This window comes from Agrococcus baldri, assembly GCA_900114805.1.
In the GTDB taxonomy this organism is placed as follows: Bacteria; Actinomycetota; Actinomycetes; order Actinomycetales; family Microbacteriaceae; genus Agrococcus; species Agrococcus baldri.
This window is the reverse complement of record FOZN01000002.1, coordinates 144986-158191: the sequence shown is the minus strand read 5'-3', so window position 1 is coordinate 158191 and position 13206 is coordinate 144986. Positions and strand designations below refer to the sequence as shown.

Sequence of the window (13206 nt, the reverse complement as noted above, 5' to 3'; positions counted from 1 at the left end):
GCGGCATGGTCGAGATCACGCTCATCGGCAAGCCCGGCTGCCACCTCTGCGATGAGGCGCGACCCGTCGTCGAGCGCGTCGTCGCCGGCTTCGAGGGCGTGACGATGACCGAGGTGTCGATCCTCGACGATGCCGCGCTCGAGGAGCGCTGGTCCGACGACATCCCCGTCGTGCTGATCGACGGACGGCCGCACTCCTCGTGGCGGGTCGACCCCGAGAAGCTGGCCGACCGCATCCGCTCCCGCCTTACGGCGTGAGGCGGTTCGGCCCGCGGAAGAGGAACGTCGTCTCGCGGATCGAGCCGAGGCCCAGCATCAGCATCACCACGCGCGCCAGGCCCATGCCGAAGCCGCCGTGCGGGGGCACGCCGTAGCGGAAGAAGTCGAGGTACTCCTCGAGCTCGACCGCGTCCATGCCCTTCTCCGCGATCTGCGCCTCGAGCACGTCGACGCGGTGCTCGCGCTGCGCGCCGGTGGAGATCTCGACGCCGTTGTAGATCAGGTCGTACGAGTTCGTCACCTCCGGCCGGCCCTCGGGGCGCAGGTGGTAGAACGGCCGCACGCCGGCGGGATACTCGGTCACGAACACGAAGTCATGGCCCAGCTCGTCCTTGACGTGCTGCGAGATCTGCCGCTCGGCCTCGGGGTCGAGGTCGCCGTCGGCGCGCTCGATCGTGTGGCCGCGCGCCTCGACGATCGCCTTCACCTCGGCATGCGTGATGCGCGGGAACGGCATCGTCGGCACCTGCAGGTCGATGTCGAAGTGCTCCTTGATCGCAGCACCGTGGCGCTCGACGACGGCCGCGACCGCCTTCGTCAGCAGCGTCTCGTGCAGCTGCATGACGTCCTCGTGCGAGTCGATCCACGAGATCTCGCTGTCGACCGAGGTGAACTCGGTCGCGTGGCGGCTCGTGAACGAGGGGTCGGCGCGGAAGGCCGGGCCGACCTCGAAGATCTTGCCGAAGCCCGCCGACTGCGCCATCTGCTTGAACAGCTGCGGCGACTGCGCGAGGTAGGCGGTGGTCTCGAAGTAGGGCACCTCGAACAGCTCGGCGCGCGACTCCGAGGCCGTCGCCATCAGCTTCGGGGTGTGCAGCTCGATGAAGCCCTCGTCGACCCAGTGCTGGCGCATCGCGTGCTCGATCGTGGTCTGCACGCGGAAGATCAGCTGCGCCTCGGGGCGGCGCAGGTCGAGGAAGCGCCAGTCGAGGCGCTTGTCGATCGACGAGTCGTCGGCGATGGGGGAGTCCTTGGCCACCGATTCGACCGTGAGCGAGCGCACCTTCACCTCGAGCCCGCCGAGCTTCACCCGCTCGTCGGCCTTCAGGTCGCCCTCGACGGTGATGAACGAGCCGTGCATGAGCGCCGAGATCTGGGCGGCCGTCTCAGCCGTCTCCTCGTTCACAGGGTTCACGAGCTGGGCGGCGCCCGACTCGTCGCGCAGGATCACGAACTGCACGCGCTTCTGGTCGCGCACCGTCTCGACCCATCCGGCCACCTTCACGGGGCCGTCGGGGAGCGATGCGAGGTCGTTGATGAGAGTCCGCTGAGTCACGGCCACGATCCTACCGACGCTGGGGCACGCCCCACTTCGCGAGGCCGATCCAGCCGCCGACGAGCGCGACGGCGGAGGCCGCCAGCAGCACCCAGCCCAGCCAGGCCGGCACCGCATCCGTCGCTTCTGAGGCCAGCAGCAGCCACAGCCCGGCCGCGGCGAGCGCCGCGACGCCGAGCGCGACCGGCAGCCCGTGCCGCACGTGCGCGATCGAGCCCGCCCACACCCACAGCATGGTCGCTGCGAGCACCACGGTGAGCGCGAGCAGCAGCGGCACGAGCAGGGGCATGGGAACCATTCTGCCGGGCCTGCGTCCATAGGATCCGCCGGTACGATGAACGCCATGCCCGCTCGTCGCCTCCATCTCGTGCGCCACGGCGAGGTGCACAACCCGGAGGGCGTGCTGTACGGCCGGCTGCCCGGCTACTTCCTCTCCGAGCGCGGCCACCGCATGGCGGCGCTCGCGGCCGAGCACCTCGCGACCGGCGAGACGGCCCGCCCCGTCGTGCGGCTCGCCGCCAGCCCGCTCGAGCGCGCGCAGCAGTCGGCCGAGCACTGGGCCGACGCGTTCGACCTGGACATCCGCACCGAGCACCGCATCATCGAGCCCACGAACTCGTTCGAGGGCAAGACCTTCGAGGCCTCCGGGGCGCTGGCGCACCCGGCGTCGTGGCCGCTGCTGCGCAACCCCTTCCGCCCCTCGTGGGGCGAGCCCTACAAGGCGATCGCGCAGCGGGTGCGCGCGGCCATGGAGGATGCCTGGGACGAGCTCGAGGAATCCGGCGACGACGGCGACATCGTGATGGTCAGCCACCAGTCGCCCATCTGGATGGCCCACCTCGACATCGCCGGCAAGCGCCTCTGGCACGACCCGCGCACGCGCCGCTGCCAGCTCTCCTCCATCACCTCGTTCGCGCTGGTCGACGGCCGCTTCACCGAGATCGACTACGTCGAGCCCGCCGCCTCGGTGGATGCGATCGACACGGGGGCGGTGTGAGGGCCGGGCGGATGCGTCGGGTCGCGGCCGCGCTGTCGGCCACGGTCGTCGCCGTGCTCGCCCTCTCGGCCTGCTCGTCGACCGACGGCGTCGCGGGCGGCGTCGGCGACGCCGGCTACATCGCCGGCGACGGCTTCGTGACCGAGTTCCCGGATGTCGCCGAGCGCCGCGCGCCGGAGCCCTTCTCCGGCCCGCTCGTGGCCGGCGGCGACTTCGACTCCGCCTCGCTCGACGGCGTCACGCTCGTCAACTTCTGGTACGCCGCCTGCCCGCCGTGCCGCGTCGAGGCGCCCGTGCTCGCCGAGCTGCACGCCGAGTACGGCGACCGGGTCGACTTCCTGGGCGTCAACGTGCGCGACGGTGCGGCGCAGGCCGCCACCTTCGACGAGCAGTTCGGCATCGAGTACCCGTCGATCCTCGACGACGAGAGCGCGCAGGCGCAGCTCGCCTTCACCGGCATCGTGGCGCCGAACGCGGTGCCCTCCACGATCGTGCTCGACGCCGAGGGCCGCGTCGCCGCCCGCGTCTCGGGCGCGGTGACCGACACCAGCATCCTCTCGACGCTGCTGCGGGAGGAGCTCGAGCGGTGAGCCTCGCCTCTCCCGCGCTGACCGCGCTCGCGCCGATCGCCGCATTCGACGCGGCGGCATTCGACGCCATGGCATTCGATCCGGCGGGCGCGGTGCTGAGCGGACAGCTGCTGGTGTCGGTGCCGATCGCGCTGCTGGCGGGCCTGATCTCCTTCGCGAGCCCGTGCATCCTGCCGCTCGTGCCGGGCTACCTGGGCCTCGTCGGCTCGCTCGTCGGCAAGGACGGCGGCCGCGGCCGCCTGATCGCGGGCGTCTCACTGTTCATCGCCGGCTTCACACTCGTGTTCGTGCTCGGCACCGCGGTCGTCGGCGCAGCGAGCGCGTTCCTGCTGCAATACGCCGATCTGCTGGTGCGCATCCTCGGCGTCGTGCTGATCGTGCTGGGGCTGGTCTTCGTCGGCCAGTTCTCCTTCATGCAGCGCATCTGGAAGCCGCAGCAGGTCAAGTCCGGCGGCATGTGGGCGGCGCCCGTCGTCGGCGTCGTCTTCGCACTCGGCTGGACCCCGTGCTCCGGCCCGACGCTCGCCGCCATCAGCGCGCTCACGGTCACCACCGGCAGCGCCTGGCAGGGCGGCATCCTCGGCCTGGCCTATGCGCTGGGGCTCGGCATCCCCTTCCTGCTCATCACGCTGGGCCTTGGCTGGGCGGGCGGCGCGGTCGCGTGGCTGCGCCGACACATCCGCGCCGTCAACATCGCCGGCGGCGCGATGCTCATCCTCATCGGCCTGCTCATGGTCACCGGCGCATGGAACGCCATCATGCAATCGCTCCAGGGATGGATCGCCTCCGTTGTCACCGTCATCTAGCCCCGGGCCCGACGCCGCCTCGGCCGCCGACACCGCGTCGGCGAACGATCCGATGCGCCCGGGCGACCACGTCGACGCGCCGGCCCCCGAGCCCCGCTCGGGCAGCGGACCGAAGCTCGGGATCGTCGGCTGGCTGCGCTTCCTCTGGCGGCAGCTCACCTCCATGCGCACCGCGATCGTGCTGCTGCTGCTGCTCGCGGTCGGCGCCATCCCCGGCAGCCTCGTGCCGCAGCGCTCCAGCGACCCCAACGGCGTCATCCAGGTGCGCGCCGACAACCCCGACCTGGTCTGGTTCTACGACGCGCTCTCGCTCCACGACGTCTACGGCAGCCCGTGGTTCTCGGCCATCTACATCCTGCTGTTCACGTCCCTGGTCGGATGCGTCGTCCCGCGCCTCGCGCACCACTGGCGGGCCATGCGCGCGAAGCCGCCGCGCACCCCGGCCCGACTGTCGCGGCTGGTGGGCTTCCAGACCGTGCCGGGCGACGCATCCGACCTCGACCGCGCCGAAGGCGCGCTGCGCAAGCTGGGCTACCGCACCGCCCGCTACGGCGAGTCGATCTCGGCCGAGCGCGGCTACCTGCGCGAGAGCGGCAACCTGCTCTTCCACATCGCGCTGCTGGCGATGATCCTGGTGGTGGGGCTCGGCTCGGGCTTCGGCTACAACGGGCAGCGGCTGGTCGTCGAGGGGCGCAGCTTCGCGAACACGCTCTCGAGCTACGACACCTTCGACTCGGGGCAGTGGTTCGACGACGCCTCGCTCGCGCCGTTCTCGGTGCAGCTCGACGACCTCGACGTGGTCTACGAGACCGAGAACCTCAACGCGATCGGTGCGCCGCTCGACTTCACCGCCCACGTGTCCGTCACCGAGGACGGCGTCTCGCGCGAGGCGCAGATCAAGGTGAACGAGCCGCTGAACGTCGACGGCGCCGACCTCTACCTGATCTCGAACGGCTACGCGCCGCGCATCTCGGTGCGCGATGCCGAGGGCGAGGTCGTCTACGACGAGTACACGCCCTTCCTCGCGCAGGACGACAACATGACGAGCCTCGGCGTGATGAAGCTGCCGGACGGGCTCGCCGAGCAGCTGGGGCTGCGCGGCTTCTTCTACCCGACCACCGGGCAGCTCGAATCGGGCGCGTTCACCTCGATCTACCCCGATCTGGCGAACCCGGTGCTGTCGCTGCAGGCCTTCACCGGCGACCTCGGCCTGGACGCCGGCGTGCCGCGCTCGGTGTACGCGCTCGAGACCGACGAGATGACGCAGATCGCCGGCGGCGACTCGGGCACCGACGCGCTCATGCTCGCGCCCGGGCAGACGGTCGACATCCCGGGCGGGCTCGGCACGATCACCTTCGAGGATGTGCGGCGCTACGGCGTCATCGACGTGCACGTCGACTACACGCAGACGGCGGTGTTCTGGATCGCCGTGACCATCCTCGTGTCGCTGCTGGGCTCGCTGCTCATCCCTCGCCGTCGGCTGTGGGTCAAGGTCGCGGGCGGCCGGCTCGAGCTCGCTGGGCTCGCGCGCGGGGAGGACCCGACGCTCGAGCGCGCGGTCGACGACCTGGCGAAGCGCCTGGCCGGCGATGGGGCGGCTGCCGCCGACGCGGGCCGCGCCGGTGACCCCGCTCTCGGGCGCCCGACTGCCGCCGGGACCGGCGTCGCGGCCCCCGAGGTCGGGCGCCCGACGGCCACCGGGTCCGGCGTCGCGGCCGACGACGCGGGTTCGGCAGGCTCCACCGGCGCCTCGGGCGGCACGGGGACACGAGAGTAGAATCGTCCCGTGCCCGCTGCTGAACTCGACTCCTACTCGCTGCTGCTCGTCTACTCGGCGATGGCGGTCTACACGCTGGCGTTCCTCGCCTACGCGGTCGACGCCGCACGCCGCTCGTCGGTGAAGGCGGCCCCTGCGGAGTCGCGTGAGCTGGTGGGCGCAGGAGCCGCCGCCTCGGTCGCGGGCGCAGCGGTGCCCGGCCGCTCGTCGACGCCCGCGTCGTCGGCACCGGGCCGCGGCGACGCATCCGCCACCGCACCCATCGCCGCTGCCGGCCGCGGTGCGCGCATCGGCTTCACGCTCACGGTGCTCGCGTGGGCGCTGCACCTGGGCGGCGCGATACTGCGAGGGCTGGCTGCCGGCCGCGTGCCCTGGTCGAACATGTACGAGTTCGCGATCACCGGGATCGCCGTGATGGTCGGCGTCTTCGTGCTGTCGCGGCTGTGGAAGGACCTCAACTTCCTCGGCGTCTTCTTCACCGGTCTCGCGACCGTCTTCCTCGGTGTCGCGACCGTGAACTACTACGTGGCGCCGACGCCGCTGCCGCCGGCGCTGCAGTCGTACTGGCTGGTGATCCACGTGTTCGTGGCGACGCTCGCGACCGGCTTCTTCGGTCTCGGCACCGGGCTGAGCATCCTGCAGCTGATCAAGGACAGGCGCGACAACGGCTTCCTGCGGTCGCTGCCCGCGTCGGCGCAGCTCGAGGATCTCGCCTATCGGGTCGGCGTGATCGGCTTCATCCTCTGGACGTTCACGCTCATGGCGGGCGCGGTCTGGGCGGAGCACGCCTGGGGCCGCTACTGGGGCTGGGACACCAAGGAGGTCTGGACCTTCGTGATCTGGGTCGTCTACGCCGGCTACGTGCATGCACGGGCGACGCGCGGCTGGCGCGGCTCGCGCTCGGCGTGGCTGCAGATCATCGGCTTCGCCGCGATCATCTTCAACTTCACGATCGTCAACCAGTTCTTCGCCGGCCTGCACGCCTACAGCGGCCTCTGATCCGCACGGCGCCGGCCCGTCGGCCTGCGCCCGCCTGAGCAGCGGCTTCGTCGACCCGAGAGCTCCGATGTCGACCGGACTATCCGGTCGGATGTCGCGCTCACCGGTTGACGATTACGCCGCCGAGCGGAAGGGCGCGCGTTCGTGCACGTTTCGCCGCACGAGGCCGAGCACGATGTCGAGCACGAGCTCCGGCTCGAACATGACTTGCTCGTACGTGAAGCGGAGGATGCGGTAGCCGAGCGCGGTCAGCTCGGCGTCGCGCCGGCGGTCGTTCGCCATCTGCTCGCGCGAGCCGTGCCACGCGAGCGAGTCGATCTCGACCACGAGTGACTTCCCGATCAGGAAGTCGGTGAACTCGCCGGGAAGCAGCTCGGGCTGCTGCACGAAGCGGATGCCGGCGCGTCGCAGCATGGCGGCGAACGTCGACTCCGTGCCGGAGCCCGAAAGTTCGGAGCCCGGGCGAGCGTGCGGCTGAGAACCTTCGGAAGCTGATCCGACATCGCCGCGAGGACGTCACGCTGCAGCTTTCCCTGCTGCAGCGCGCCATCCGCGGCGGCGAGCACGTCGCTCGCGGAGAGGCATCTCGACGCCACCGCGAGCGAGGTGAGGATGCCGTCCACCCCGTCCCACGGCCGGCGCTCCGGAAGACGGCTGAGCAGCCGATGCACGCGAACCCCCTTCTTGCGGGCCGTGGCATTGAGGCGCGCGCTGTGCGTCTCTCGATGGACGCGGATGTGTAGGTCGTGGTCGCCGTGCGGCGTCCAGAGGCCGTGAGCGCCGAACGCGCTCGCGCATGTGACGACCCCGCCCAGCTCGAGGGAACGCGTCACGTCGTTGCGGATGCCGTCGAGAGCGACCCACCCTCGCAGCGGCACCCAGAGCGCGCCGTCCTTCTGCATCTGCTGCAGCTCGCGGGCATCGGCGTGCTCCCGTGCGGTCGCCGTGGTGCAGACGCCGCCGACAGTGCTCAGCCAGATCAGGAAATCCATCGACGCATCTTCAGGCACTCGCGTTGTCCGCGCGGTGCGTCGCGATAGGGGTGTGGAGAGCGTGCCCTCGGCCAACCGGTCAGAGCGTGGGGTGATCGGACTATCCGGTCGCGAACCGGTTTCGCTGGTTGGCTGCGGCACGCGCCGGGAGCCCTGTCGGCGCGCACGCGTCGGCCCGCGGCTGGCCCGCGCGTCAGAGGTGCGGCAGGCAGGCGGCCAGGCGCTCGCGCCAGTGGGCGACGCGCTCCGGTGCCGCGGCGTGGGCGGCGAGCAGCGCGGGGTCGGGCGCCACGCGGTCGGCGGAGATCGAGCCGCCGACGGGCACCAGCGGCGACGGCGTCACATCGGCGGCCAGCAGCGCGCCGGTGCCGAGCCCGCAGTCGTAGGGGAGCGACGGCAGCGCCCCGGCGAGCGCCGCGCCCATCGACAGCCCCACGGACGAATCCAGTGCGCTCGAGACGACCGCCGGCAGTCCGGCCTCCGCGACGATCGCCAGCGCCGCCCGGACGCCGCCGAGCGGCTGCGCCTTCACCACCAGCACGTCGGCGGCACCCGCGCGGGCGACCAGCAGCGGATCGGAGGCCTTGCGCACCGACTCGTCGGCCGCGATCGGGATCGCCAGCCGGCGCAGCCGCGAGCGCAGCTCGGCCAGCTCCGGCACGCTCGCGCACGGCTGCTCGACGTACTCGAGGTCGAAGTGCTCGAGCGCGCGCACCGCCGTCTCGGCCTCGTCGACGCCCCAGCCGCCGTTCGCGTCCACGCGGATGCGCACGTCAGGCAGCAGCGCCCGCACCTCGGCCACCCGCGCCACGTCGTCCTCGAGCACCTGCCCGCGCTCGGCCACCTTCACCTTCACGGTGCGGCAGCCGTCGTAGCGGGCGAGCACCCCCGCAACGGCCGACGGCGCCACCGCCGGCAGCGTCGCGTTCACCGGCACCGTCGTGCGCAGCAGCGCCGGCCGCTCGAGGTCGGCGTCCTCCAGCGCAGCCCGCAGCCAGCGCGCGGCCTCCTCCGGCTCGTACTCCAGGAACGGGCTCCACTCGCCCCAGCCTGCCGCGCCCGGGAACAGCGCCACCTCGCGCGACTCCACCCCCCGGAACCGCGTCGCCAGCGGCAGCGACACCACGTGCATGCGGTCGGCGAGCCGTTCGTAGGCGAGGTCCACGCGCCCATGCTCGCACGCCTGCCAGAATCGGTGCGTGACCGAGCTGCCCTGGGTGATCGATACGCGCGCCAAGACCCGCCGGCGCAACCCGGTCTGGGGCATCCTCGCCCTGGTCGCCGCGGCCCTCTGCGGCGCGAGCTTCCTGCTCGCGATCGGCGTCTCATGGATCGACCTCGACGGCCTCGTCGTCTGGCTGCTGCCGGTCTGGGGCATCATCACGCTGCTCGGCCTGGCATTCGCGATCACGGCGTCGGTGAAGCGCGGCTCCGCCAACCTGACGATGGCGGCGATCGCCGGCGGGCTGCTCGTCATCTCGAACCCGGTGGTCTTCCTCATCATCGGCTTCGCGCTCGGCCTGCTCCAGTAGCGGATGCGGTGGCGCGCCTCCCAGGCGCGCACGCGTTCGGTTCGTACCATCGCAGCGTGATCGAAGAACTGCAGCTCGCCGAGCCGGACCGTCGCCCCGCCCCGGCGCGCTCGGCGAAGCACCGCCGCCGCGCCCGGCTCGGCCCTGCCTCGCTGTGGCTGCTGGCGGCTGCGGTCATCCTGCAGGTGGTCTCGCTGGTGCAGCAGTTCAGCTACCTCTTCGCGCCGAAGCCCGGCGAGTTCCCGATGCTCGTGGTGGTCGTCATCCTCGCCTCGCTCGTCGGCTTCGTCGGTGTGGTGTGCGGCGTCCTGGGCGCGACCACGGCGGATGGGCGACGCACGGGCGTGTTCGGAGCCGCCCTCGGTCTCGCATTCCTCGTGCTCTTCGCCGCAGCGACCTCGTTCGGCTGGGGCTTCCTCGAGGCGCTCTCGACCCCGGTCTGATCCATGGGCTGCCCTGCCGCAGCCCATCACCATTCGGCAACGATCCTGGCTCGCGACGCGGTCGGTCGCGCCGATCGGCCAGGATGGCCGCATGCCCGAGGACGTGCCGCAGGAGATGCCGCAGTTCGCCATGCCTCCTGCAGCGCTTGCCCGGCCTGCAGCGCACGGCGATGACGGCGTTCCCACTCCCGACGCGGAGCATCTCGGCGGGCCGGGTGATCCGCGATCGAGCCGGCACCTTGCCGAGCCGGCGGCCCCGGGTCGGCCACTCGGCGAGCCGACCGAGCCGCCGCGCACCGAGGTGGGCGGCCGCCGCTTCGGCTGGCGGCAGCTCGCGATCGTCGGTCTCGTGTGCGCGCTCGTCGGCGTCGCGATCCCGCTGAGCCTGCAGAGCGCCGAGCGCACGGCGGCGGCAGCGCAGACCGAGCAGCTGCGCGGGCTCGCCGAGCGCTACCTGGCGGCGATCGCGGCCGGCGACGCTGAGGCCGCGAGCGCGCTCGTGCCGCCCGCCCGCTCGGTGCCCGTCGCGCCGAATGCCGTGCTCGAGTCGGCGACGCGCATCGATCAGCCGGAGGTCGTGCACGCGCTCGCCGACGGCGACACCGGCGTCGTGCAGGTGCGCTACCGGCTGCGCACCGCTGTCATCTCGCGCCTGCTCGACGCCCAGCGCGTGGACGGCGAGTGGCAGCTCACGTCCTCCTTGCTCGAGCAGCCGCGCCTGTCGGATTTCAGCGGTGTCATCATCCCGACCGTCGCGGGTGTCGAGCTCGGCTACCCGGTGCCGCTGCAGCTCTACCCGGGCTGGTACCGGCTCGACAGCATCGAGCGATCCATCTACCAGAGCGTCGATGAGGGCTTCGCGATCGACGGCATCCCGACCACCGACACCGAGCTGGCCGCGAGCGTGCGGCTGTCGCAGACGATGCTCGACGACGCGACCGCTCGGGCGCTCGTCTACGCCGAGGCGTGTGCCGACTCTGGCGCGTGCGTCTGGCCCGACACCGCGACCGTGCGCGCCGATGGCGCGGCCCAGTGGATGGGCGACCATCCCACCCGCCTGCTGTTCATCCAGGTGCCGCTGATCGCCCAGAGCGGCTCGTTCAACGAGCAGGTGGTCGTGCAGGTGGTGATCCTGCTCGACGAGCTCGGCGGCGTGATGGACGCATCGTGCAGCGGGCTCGGCAGCCAGGGCGAGGAGCCCGTCGCCTGCGAGGCCTGACTCGCCCGCGAAGTCGCCTCTTCCGCCGCGCCCGCACGAGGGCCACAATCGCAGTGTGTCGACGGCGATGCCGCAGTTCGAGATGCCGCCACGGGCGGAGGGCTCCGTTCGGCCCGGATCGACCGGCTCCTCGCCGATCGATCCCGCCTCAGACGGCCTCGGCACAGACTCCGCCGACCCCCTCAGTGCCGGCCCGCTCGAGTCGGACCCTCTCCATACGGCGACCGCGCGGCGGCGCTTCGGCTGGCGCCAGCTGCTGATCGCGGGCCTCGTCGGTGTGCTGGCAGGCGGCGCGATCCCGGTGGCGCTGCAGTCGCTCGACGACTCCGCGGCCGGCGCGCAGGTCGAGGATCTGCGCTCGGTCGCGCTCGAGTACCTCACGGCCATCGCCAACGGCCGCGCGGGCGTCGCGACCGGGCTGGCGCCGGTGCGCGGCAGCGGTCGCGTGGCTCCGGATGCGGTGCTGCAGTCCGCGACCCCGATCACCGACTACACGGTGCAGCTCGTGCAGGTCGACGGCGTCAGCGGCTCGGCCGATGTGCGCTATCGCGTGGGCGGCATCGAGGTGTTCCGCGCGCTGGAGGCGCGGCTCGTCGAGGGCGAGTGGCGGCTGCGGACGTCGCTCGCGGAGGTCGCCGACGTCACCTTCAGCGATCCCATCGCGCGCGTGCAGGTGGCCGGTGTGCCGCTCGACGGTGCCGCGCCGGTGCTGCTCTACCCGGGCAGCTACCGCATCGACGCGTTCGCCGGCCTCTTCTTCCTCTCCGGCGGCGATGAGTTCGTCGTCGACGGCGACCCCGGCACCCCGACCGCGCCGTACGTGACCGCCGGAGTCGTGCCGCGCATCCGCGACTATGCCACCGAGCTCGCGCTCGACACGGTCGCCGACTGCCAGCTGCGCGCCCGCTGCCCGGTCGGCTACGGGCTGCGGCTGCTGCCGGTGGGCGAGCCCTACCCGGTCGACGCCGATGCCGACACGGGCGCCATCGACCTGGTGGTGCCGATCATGGCGCTCGACGGGCAGGACACGCAGTGGTTCGACGTGCGGCTGCGCGCGATCCTCGACGACGACGGCGCACCTGCCGAGTGGCTGTGCGGCGAGCCCGGCGCGAGCGCGGAGGAGCTGCACGGCTGCACGCTCTGAGGCGGCTGGTGCAACCCTTCGGCAACGATCCTGCGCGAGCTCTGTCGTGCGCTCGCGGTTCGCGCCATGATGAGCCTGTGCCGCCGTCGATGCCGGAGTTCGAGATGCCCGCAGAGGTCGACGCTCCCGCGCGCCCCGACCCGCAGCCGACGACCGAGCGTCCCGAGCACACGGCCGAGCCCGACGCATCCGACGCGCTCGAGAGCCCGCGCCGCGCCGGCCTGAGCTGGCGCCACGTGCTGATCGGCGCCGTGGTCGGTGCGATCGTGGGCGCGGCGATCCCGGGCGGGCTGCAGCTCGCCGAGCGCGCCGCGGCAAGCGCCGATGCCGACAGCCTGCGCGCCGCCGCGATCGAATACTTGACCGCGATCGCCGAGGGTCGCGCGGGCGACGCCACCGCGATGGTGCCGCTGCCGCGCTCGGCAGGTGACATCCCGGATGCGGTGCTGCAGTCGGCCGACCGCATCGAGGTTCCAGAGGTGCTGATGCTGCACATCGACGGCGACGCGGGCACCGTGCAGGTGAGCTACGAGATCGGCCGAGACGAGGTCACCCGCACGCTCGACGCCGAGCGCGCAGACGGCGGCTGGCGGCTGACCACCTCGCTCGCAGAACGCGTGATGGTGCAGACGTTCTCCGCATCCGTCAGGGCGCAGATCGCAGGCTTCCCGATCCCGTTCACGACGCCCGTCCACCTCTACCCCGGCAGCTATGCCTTCGATGACGCGAGCGACGAGATCCTGCGCACCTCCAGCGAGCCCTTCACGGTCGACGGCGACGAGGCGACCCCCACCGCGACGTACTTCGACGTGCAGCTCGCGCCAGCGGTGGCGGCGCACGCGGGCGAGGTCGGCGTGGCCGTCGCCGCGCAGTGCCAGGAGGAGCCGGACTGCTCGATCGCCACCGATTTCGAGGTCGTGTACGGCGGCGGCACGTGGGTGCAGCTCGCGAACGACAGCTCGATCGACGTGAGCGTGCAGCTGATGGCCGGCTCCGAGATGAACAGCCAGTGGTTCGACGCGCGCATGCGCATCATGCGGGATGAGACGGGCGCGCTGACGGAGTGGCTGTGCGCGTCGCTCGACGACTACGGGGTCCCAAGCGATCCGTGCCCGGTGGTGGAGTGAGCCGCTGCACCGTGCGCGCGCCGCTC

16 protein-coding genes are annotated in these 13206 nt (G+C 72.0%); 11 read left to right on the top strand and 5 right to left on the bottom strand.

All coding sequences use genetic code 11. From position 1 onward, the window contains the following. Window positions 1-5 precede the first annotated feature (5 nt). Window positions 6-257, top strand: a complete 252-nt coding sequence (locus BM288_RS04845; RefSeq protein WP_092916509.1) for a glutaredoxin family protein — start codon at window positions 6-8, stop codon at window positions 255-257. Here the strand turns inward: BM288_RS04845 and aspS are convergent. Continuing rightward, a complete protein-coding gene (aspS, locus tag BM288_RS04840; protein ID WP_318255340.1) occupies window positions 247-1554 on the bottom strand; it encodes an aspartate--tRNA(Asn) ligase in 1308 nt (435 codons plus the stop codon). The two genes, BM288_RS04845 and aspS, sit on opposite strands and share 11 nt — an antisense overlap. A 10-nt stretch (window positions 1555-1564) precedes the next feature. Next, window positions 1565-1843, bottom strand: a complete 279-nt coding sequence (locus BM288_RS04835; RefSeq protein WP_092916505.1) for a hypothetical protein — start codon at window positions 1841-1843, stop codon at window positions 1565-1567. Window positions 1844-1897: 54 nt separating this feature from the next. Between BM288_RS04835 and BM288_RS04830 the strand changes: the two genes are divergently transcribed. From BM288_RS04830 to ccsB, 5 genes are all read left to right on the top strand, one after another. Next, complete coding sequence (locus BM288_RS04830) at window positions 1898-2551, top strand: histidine phosphatase family protein (protein ID WP_092917706.1); 654 nt, start codon at window positions 1898-1900, stop codon at window positions 2549-2551. A gap of 11 nt (window positions 2552-2562) precedes the next feature. Further along, window positions 2563-3141: a TlpA family protein disulfide reductase gene (locus tag BM288_RS04825; RefSeq protein WP_092916503.1), complete on the top strand. Its 579-nt coding sequence runs from the start codon at window positions 2563-2565 to the stop codon at window positions 3139-3141. Between the two features lie 68 nt (window positions 3142-3209). Next, on the top strand, window positions 3210-3947 hold the full coding sequence (locus BM288_RS04820) for a cytochrome c biogenesis CcdA family protein (RefSeq protein WP_092917704.1): 738 nt from the start codon (window positions 3210-3212) through the stop codon (window positions 3945-3947). Between the two features lie 52 nt (window positions 3948-3999). Next, on the top strand, window positions 4000-5724 hold the full coding sequence (resB, locus tag BM288_RS04815) for a cytochrome c biogenesis protein ResB (protein WP_092916501.1): 1725 nt from the start codon (window positions 4000-4002) through the stop codon (window positions 5722-5724). A gap of 9 nt (window positions 5725-5733) precedes the next feature. Then, window positions 5734-6723, top strand: a complete 990-nt coding sequence (gene ccsB, locus BM288_RS04810; RefSeq protein WP_318255338.1) for a c-type cytochrome biogenesis protein CcsB — start codon at window positions 5734-5736, stop codon at window positions 6721-6723. A 114-nt stretch (window positions 6724-6837) separates the two neighbouring features. Here the strand turns inward: ccsB and BM288_RS04805 are convergent, their stop codons facing one another. From BM288_RS04805 to BM288_RS04795, 3 genes are all read right to left on the bottom strand, one after another. After that, window positions 6838-7137, bottom strand: coding sequence for an endonuclease domain-containing protein (locus tag BM288_RS04805; RefSeq protein WP_092916499.1), 300 nt, complete (start codon window positions 7135-7137; stop codon window positions 6838-6840). Beyond that, the gene (locus BM288_RS04800; RefSeq protein WP_092916497.1) at window positions 7065-7715 is read right to left on the bottom strand and encodes a hypothetical protein; all 651 of its coding nucleotides are present in this window, start codon (window positions 7713-7715) and stop codon (window positions 7065-7067) included. Before BM288_RS04800 ends, BM288_RS04805 begins: the two co-directional genes overlap by 73 nt. 193 nt (window positions 7716-7908) lie before the next feature. After that, window positions 7909-8880: an o-succinylbenzoate synthase gene (locus tag BM288_RS04795; RefSeq protein ID WP_318255337.1), complete on the bottom strand. Its 972-nt coding sequence runs from the start codon at window positions 8878-8880 to the stop codon at window positions 7909-7911. Between the two features lie 34 nt (window positions 8881-8914). Between BM288_RS04795 and BM288_RS04790 the strand changes: the two genes are divergently transcribed. The 5 genes from BM288_RS04790 (at window position 8915) to BM288_RS04770 (ending at window position 13180) form a co-directional block, all read left to right on the top strand. Then, window positions 8915-9247, top strand: a complete 333-nt coding sequence (locus tag BM288_RS04790; protein WP_143103025.1) for a hypothetical protein — start codon at window positions 8915-8917, stop codon at window positions 9245-9247. 56 nt (window positions 9248-9303) lie between these two features. Next, complete coding sequence (locus tag BM288_RS04785; RefSeq protein ID WP_092916491.1) at window positions 9304-9690, top strand: hypothetical protein; 387 nt, start codon at window positions 9304-9306, stop codon at window positions 9688-9690. 91 nt (window positions 9691-9781) lie between these two features. Continuing rightward, window positions 9782-10909, top strand: coding sequence for a hypothetical protein (locus BM288_RS04780; RefSeq protein ID WP_092916489.1), 1128 nt, complete (start codon window positions 9782-9784; stop codon window positions 10907-10909). Window positions 10910-10964: 55 nt separating this feature from the next. Then, window positions 10965-12053, top strand: a complete 1089-nt coding sequence (locus BM288_RS04775) for a hypothetical protein (RefSeq protein WP_092916487.1) — start codon at window positions 10965-10967, stop codon at window positions 12051-12053. Between the two features lie 77 nt (window positions 12054-12130). Next, window positions 12131-13180 carry a hypothetical protein gene (locus BM288_RS04770; protein ID WP_092916485.1) on the top strand — a complete coding sequence of 350 codons (1050 nt, stop codon included), beginning with the start codon at window positions 12131-12133 and terminating at the stop codon, window positions 13178-13180. The last annotated feature ends 26 nt before the right edge of the window (window positions 13181-13206 follow it).

Coding starts and splice junctions, on each gene's coding strand:
- BM288_RS04800 (WP_092916497.1), bottom strand. CDS start 7,715: ATGGATTTCCTGATCTGGCTGAGCACTGTCGGCGGCGTCTGCACCACG.
- BM288_RS04780 (WP_092916489.1), top strand. CDS start 9,782: ATGCCCGAGGACGTGCCGCAGGAGATGCCGCAGTTCGCCATGCCTCCT.
- BM288_RS04805 (WP_092916499.1), bottom strand. CDS start 7,137: ATGCTGCGACGCGCCGGCATCCGCTTCGTGCAGCAGCCCGAGCTGCTT.
- resB (WP_092916501.1), top strand. CDS start 4,000: ATGCGCCCGGGCGACCACGTCGACGCGCCGGCCCCCGAGCCCCGCTCG.
- BM288_RS04825 (WP_092916503.1), top strand. CDS start 2,563: ATGCGTCGGGTCGCGGCCGCGCTGTCGGCCACGGTCGTCGCCGTGCTC.
- BM288_RS04835 (WP_092916505.1), bottom strand. CDS start 1,843: ATGCCCCTGCTCGTGCCGCTGCTGCTCGCGCTCACCGTGGTGCTCGCA.
- BM288_RS04845 (WP_092916509.1), top strand. CDS start 6: ATGGTCGAGATCACGCTCATCGGCAAGCCCGGCTGCCACCTCTGCGAT.
- BM288_RS04830 (WP_092917706.1), top strand. CDS start 1,898: ATGCCCGCTCGTCGCCTCCATCTCGTGCGCCACGGCGAGGTGCACAAC.
- BM288_RS04820 (WP_092917704.1), top strand. CDS start 3,210: ATGGCATTCGATCCGGCGGGCGCGGTGCTGAGCGGACAGCTGCTGGTG.